The sequence below is a fragment of the Psychrobacter sp. LFX-11D genome, from assembly GCF_904846475.1.
GTDB lineage: Bacteria > Pseudomonadota > Gammaproteobacteria > Pseudomonadales > Moraxellaceae > Psychrobacter > Psychrobacter cryohalolentis.
Genome location: NZ_CAJHAV010000030.1, coordinates 1 through 5,774, shown reverse-complemented (window position 1 = coordinate 5,774; position 5,774 = coordinate 1). Strand labels below are relative to the sequence as shown.

The 5,774-nt window shown below is 42.3% G+C and carries 6 protein-coding genes; 3 read left to right on the top strand and 3 right to left on the bottom strand.

All coding sequences use genetic code 11. From position 1 onward, the window contains the following. Positions 1-459 precede the first annotated feature (459 nt). Complete coding sequence (locus tag JMX75_RS12750; protein WP_201532553.1) at positions 460-1,545, top strand: PhoH family protein; 1,086 nt, start codon at positions 460-462, stop codon at positions 1,543-1,545. 96 nt (positions 1,546-1,641) lie between these two features. Further along, the gene (gene ybeY, locus JMX75_RS12745) at positions 1,642-2,250 is read left to right on the top strand and encodes an rRNA maturation RNase YbeY (RefSeq protein WP_201532552.1); all 609 of its coding nucleotides are present in this window, start codon (positions 1,642-1,644) and stop codon (positions 2,248-2,250) included. On the opposite strand, the gene JMX75_RS12740 is transcribed toward ybeY, so the two are convergent. The 3 genes from JMX75_RS12740 to JMX75_RS12730 all read right to left on the bottom strand — a co-directional run bounded on the left by JMX75_RS12740 (position 2,247) and on the right by JMX75_RS12730 (position 5,220). Then, positions 2,247-3,122, bottom strand: a complete 876-nt coding sequence (locus tag JMX75_RS12740; protein WP_201532551.1) for a mechanosensitive ion channel family protein — start codon at positions 3,120-3,122, stop codon at positions 2,247-2,249. The genes ybeY and JMX75_RS12740 overlap by 4 nt on opposite strands. A gap of 62 nt (positions 3,123-3,184) precedes the next feature. Continuing rightward, entirely contained in the window at positions 3,185-4,069 is an 885-nt protein-coding gene (locus JMX75_RS12735) for an energy transducer TonB (protein ID WP_201532550.1), read from the bottom strand. 56 nt (positions 4,070-4,125) lie between these two features. Continuing rightward, complete coding sequence (locus JMX75_RS12730) at positions 4,126-5,220, bottom strand: RNA-guided endonuclease InsQ/TnpB family protein (protein ID WP_201532549.1); 1,095 nt, start codon at positions 5,218-5,220, stop codon at positions 4,126-4,128. A 47-nt stretch (positions 5,221-5,267) separates the two neighbouring features. On the opposite strand from JMX75_RS12730, the gene tnpA reads away from it, so the two are divergent. Beyond that, positions 5,268-5,681 (top strand): IS200/IS605 family transposase, encoded by a 414-nt coding sequence (tnpA, locus tag JMX75_RS12725; protein WP_201532548.1) that lies wholly within the window; start codon positions 5,268-5,270, stop codon positions 5,679-5,681. Positions 5,682-5,774 lie beyond the last annotated feature (93 nt).

Here is a 5,774-nt window from a genome sequence, read left to right as displayed (position 1 = left end):
GTTATAATGTTTGTATTTCTTTCATTTAAAACTGACTATAGCGTTATCGCCTAAACAATAGATTACCACAAATTGCCTATTATTCTGTGGTCTTGACGGTATCCGTAGCAGCTATAAAAAATTCTTTCAGTGTGACTGCTGAATGCTTTTATCTATCGTTGCAATCGCCATACAAAAACAAAGCCATGCATACATCTATATAGCTTGAAATTTAAATTCTATCTACCATAATGAAGGCAGGAAATTTATTTATTATTCATTAAACTTACTATTCATTAAACTAACAGCTACTTTGCCGTCATTTTCTATTATCTAAAAGCCGTACGCTAAAAGCTATAAACCAAACAACATAAAGCACTACTAACTATTTTATCTCTGAAGTTCGTCTGACTATGCAGCATAGAAGCAATAATCATAGCAGCGGGCAACCAACACAAGGATAATCGCTTGACTGACTCCATGAGCCGCCGTATAAAATTTGAATCCTTGACCCCAGCACAGCTCAAAACCGTGCTTGGTGAATACAACAATCACATGAAATACATTCAACAACGCCTCGATATCAAAATCAGCCAACGCCAAGGCGACTTTTGTCTAAGCGGCGACATATTGGGTGTTGAGCGCGGCGAACGTATTATTTATAAAATGGTCGATGAAGCACAAAACACCAAAGACATCAGCGCCGAAGAATTGCATCTCATCATTCAATCAAGCCTCGCGCGCGATGAAGATATTGAAGAAGATGCAGCACAGCTAGAGGATAATAAGGAAGACTTAGACGCCCCAAGCGAATTTACGCCTATCAGCTTGCGTACACGTAATGGCAAAATCATTCCACGTGGTGGCAATCAACAACGCTATGTCAGAGATATTTTATCCTCTGATGTGTCCTTTGGTATTGGACCTGCCGGTACTGGTAAAACCTATCTCGCGGTTGCTTGTGCAGTTGATATGATTGAGCGCAATGAGATTGAACGGATTTTGCTCGTACGTCCTGCGGTAGAAGCTGGCGAAAAACTGGGCTTTTTACCAGGTGATTTGACGCAAAAAATCGATCCATACTTGCGTCCTTTATACGATGCCCTATATGAAATGATTGGGTTTGAGAAAGTCGGTAAGATGATTGAAAAGCAAATCATTGAAATTGCCCCGCTTGCTTATATGCGTGGTCGTACCCTTAATAACTCGTTTGTGATCTTAGATGAAGCACAAAATACCACGCCTGAGCAGATGAAGATGTTTTTGACGCGTTTAGGTTTTGGTTCGCGCGCGGTCATTACCGGTGACATCACACAGGTAGATTTGCCACGTGGCAGCAAGTCAGGCTTGGCACAAGCGATGGAAATCTTAAGTGGTATTGAAGAGATTCATATCACTAAGTTTGATTCAAAAGACGTTGTACGCCATCAATTGGTACAGAAAATCGTTGAAGCTTATGATGTCTATGATGACGAGCAGTTTGCCTTGCAGGAAAAGCGCAAGTTTGAACGTATCAAAGAGCAAGAGCGCAAACAGATAGTTGCTGATGCAGCAGCCAAATTCTAATCTATCTTGATAAGCCTATATTAGAAAGAAACCGGATTTTATATCCGGTTTTTTACTGTTAGATATTTTTTAATTGATATAAAAAAGGATTAGGGTATGAGCCAAGACAGCAATAGTGATGATAGCAACAACATTAATGATAATTCTAATGAGAACAATAGCTTAGACGCGCTTGATATTAGTGCCAGTGAGCTTATCGATGACCAGACACTTGATAGTTTTTACAGTCAGGAGCAGATGCTGTCTGTAATGGCGGCGACACTTAACTATATTGATGAGCAGGTAAAAGGTGGTCTGATACTGCCATACTTTGACGATATCGATGCTGAGCAGTGGCAAGAGAAGATTAAGGCGCTCGATATTTATATTACAGATGAGGACGAAGGTCGCGAGCTGAATTTAGAAGCCCGTCAAAAGGATTATGCAACCAATATCCTCTCTTATCCAAGCGACCTGCCAGCAGCAATTGTTGGACTGATGCCAACGCTACCGCTTGGAGAGCTGATCATTTGCCATGCGGTGATGATACGTGAAGCCACAGAGCAAAATAAAGAGGCTGTGCAGCATATTAGCCACCTATTAATTCACGGCATACTGCATTTGCTCGGTTTCGATCATGAGCTCGGGCAAGCCGAGCAAGATGAGATGGAGCGCTTTGAGATTGAAATTTTGGCAGGGCTCAATATCCCAAACCCTTATGACTAATCTTTTTTCGTTAGTAATTTTTGTGCTTGATCCATTTGATTAATCATCTGGTCAAGCCCTTTAACATGGAGATTGCGTTGCGGGAATGGAATGTCAATTTTGTTATCGTCTAACGCATATTTAAATTGCTCAAGTAAATCACACTGCATTGACCACCAGTCGCCATTGGTCGTCCAAACATTCAAGGTTAAATCAACGGAATTATCACCCAAGTTGGTGACACGGATAACTGGCGCCGGATCCGTAAACGCCTTCGGATTACTGATTGCCAAATTTAGCATGACATCTTTGGCAGTTTTGATATCAGCATCATAACCGATACCAACGGTGATATCGACGCGGCGATTGGGCAATGAAGTATAATTGGTAACGGCTGAAGTGGTGATATCGCTATTAGGAATGATGACATCATGATTGTTAATCGTTGTTAGATGCGTATTGACCAAGGTAATTTCTGTCACAGTGCCCGTATAGCTGCTTATTTGCACATAGTCGCCGCGTACAAATGGGCGAAAGGTGACAATCATAATGCCCGCTGCAAAATTAGACAGCTGATCTTTCAGTGATAAACCAATCGCAACCGCTGCACCGCCTAAGATAGCCACGACTGAAGTGGTCTGTACACCCACTTTACTCAGCGCTGCTAATACTACGATTACCAGCAACAGACCATAGATAATCCGACCTAAAAAATTGGCAACGGTCTCGTCTAAACGACTGCGCATCATTATCTTATGAGCAAATGTTACCGCCTTTTTAGCAAGCCAGCGCCCTATCATAAATATCAGTAACGCTAGCGCTACTTTGGCAGCAATGCTCAAAGCGTTATTGGTTAAAGTAGCAATATCAAGGGTAAAACCTAAAAATTCCATATAAACTCTTTATTCTATATCAGGGTTTCATCTGTTTAATACTTTAAGATGCAGGGCTGGTGCTAATACGTCACCTCTACCGTATCACTATAACGATAGGTACGTATCAGACGCAACTCAACAATGTCTTTCATGTCTGCGGTAAATTTACCAAATGGCGCGGCTTGCCTGACTGATTGTTTAGCCGCTTCATCTAAGATAGTTGAATTTGAGCTCTCAAGCAAACGGATGGCTTTGATATTACCGTCGTTAGCAATAATCACCATTAAACGTACTTCACCCGTGATACTTTGTGCTATTGCTTGAGCAGGATATTGCAAATTCCCAACGCGCTCAACATGCTCACGAAAGGTATTGATATAATCTGCTGCTGGACCATGGGTCGTTGAATTACTGTCCATGGTCACCACTTTTGATTTGGTGGCATACGTTTGCTGACGCTGGGATAGCTGAGCTTCTAGCGTAGCAATCTGCTTACGTAGGCGCTCTTCTTGCACCCTCATATCATCTTGCGCTTGCTTACTGTCATTATCAGACTCAACGCTGGCATGACGCCAACTTAGCGTGGTGCGCAGGTAGCTTTCTTGATAACGCTGCTGACGTACTTGGCGCTGTAAGCGAATCACATCTTGCGTCTCACTCATTTGCTCAGCAGACAAAGGACTGCTTTGATCCGTTTCTTGGCGCAATTGCTCTTGTACAGTACCGCCACCTTCTTGTGAAGCATTGGCAATAAATTGCGCGTCTTCATTTGGCTTCATATTATCCGTTAGCGCTTTGGCAACGTCTTGCATCAATCCGGCAGGGTCTTGCCCCATCGAAAAACTGACGCCAAAAATTATCACCGCATGCACGCTAACTGCAATGACAATCGCCATCGGCAAGCTGATATTGCGCTTGGGTGCTTGCGCTGAAAAATGGTAGCTTTGTGAATCTTTAATATACACCGCAGTTGGTCTCAGCTTATGAAATAAAGGCGGTCATCATTGACTTCCTCCCCTCCCTAAAGTGAAGGGATTCCTACCGCTAGACGCTCAAGCCCGAGCGCGAGAATGTTTTTTGCCGCATTAATATCGCGTTGATGAGTGACACCGCACTCGCAAAGCCATTCTCTGATTCCAAGACCTGCTCTACCTTTCGGACTGTTTTGGCGTGAGCCGCAACACGAGCAGGTTTGGGTGGTGTAACTTTCATTTACCTCATCATAATGGCAACCTGCGTTCTCGCATTTGTAGGTCAGTTGCCGCTTAACTTCAAACCAACCAGCGTCATAGACGGATTTGGCGAGTTTGCTTGAGGTGAATGATTTTGAGTGAAGCTTACCTACTATGATCGCATTATTATCTTTGACAAGTTTCGATGTAAACTTATGGATCAGGTCTTGGCGGGTGTTTTTAATCTTGGCATGAATTGCGCGAGCTCGCTTTTTATTGTTAGCCCTTTGAGCAATCCCTAGTTTTGGTGCGTATTTATAGGTTAATTTAGTTTGTAGCTTGACGCTATCACTGGTTGTCGCTGAATCCTTGCAACCCAAGTCAATACCGACCTGACTATCACCACACGTAGTTTTTGGGTATTCTTTAACGGTGACGCACGCATACCAAAGACCACGACTGTCCTGTACAAGCTCACAGGTATTAATGGTGTAGAGTGCTAAATTGTAGCTATCCCAAACGTCGATGGTCAGCTTTTTGCCTTTAGCAAGGCTAAATTGAATGGTGGATTTGAGGCTTTTCTTTCCTGCCTTTTTGACGCCTAAATATTTTATCGCGGTATTTTTAAAAGGAATCCAACCAAGTGACTTGCGCTTAGCTTTGGGGTGGTTGGTACGCCAATTTAGCTTAGCTTTCTTGAATTGCTTTCGAGATTTAGCGTGGTTTTCGGTGATGGCTTGCAAGGTTTGACTGTGCAAATTCAAAAACTCACCACTGCCTTTTACATAAGTTGCAATATCATAAGCTGAAAAGAATTTGCCTGTTCGTTGCAAGTATTTGAAACTCAAATCATTGACGTAATTCCATACAAAGTTAACTGCGCCAGCCAATTTATTTAGCTGGTTTGCATGTTTGTCTTTGATGCGTAACTTGAGAGTTTTCATAGGATAGATTATAATTATTTATCTTATTCTACATTTGGTCTAATGTTATGTCAAACACATTAAGGCTTGGCAGACAGGTTGTTTACAATATCCATGTTCATTTGGTCTTTGTCACTAAATACAGAGGAAAAGTTTTTACCAAAGAGATATTGGACGAGCTGAGGTTGATATTAAATCAAGTCTGTCAGGATTTTGATGCGGAGCTAGTGGAATTTAATGGTGAGCAGGATCATGTTTACCTTTTGGTAAATTACCCGCCAAAAATCAGTGTTTCAGCGCTAGTAAATAGCTTGAAAGGTGTGTCCAGCAGAATGATTCGTAAAAAGAATTTCGCATCCATCAATCAGCAGCTTTGGGGTGGCGCTCTGTGGTCGCCTAGTTATTTTGCATCAAGTTGTGGTGGTGCTTCAATTGATATCGTTAGGCAGTACATTGAACATCAGCAAGAAGTGCCTAGCTAAAAATGCCTTACATCCACGCCCTATAAGGACGTGATTTTACGGCATTTTTTGATAAACGGCTTTGTCGACGCTTTAGGATGGTTTGCCGTTATA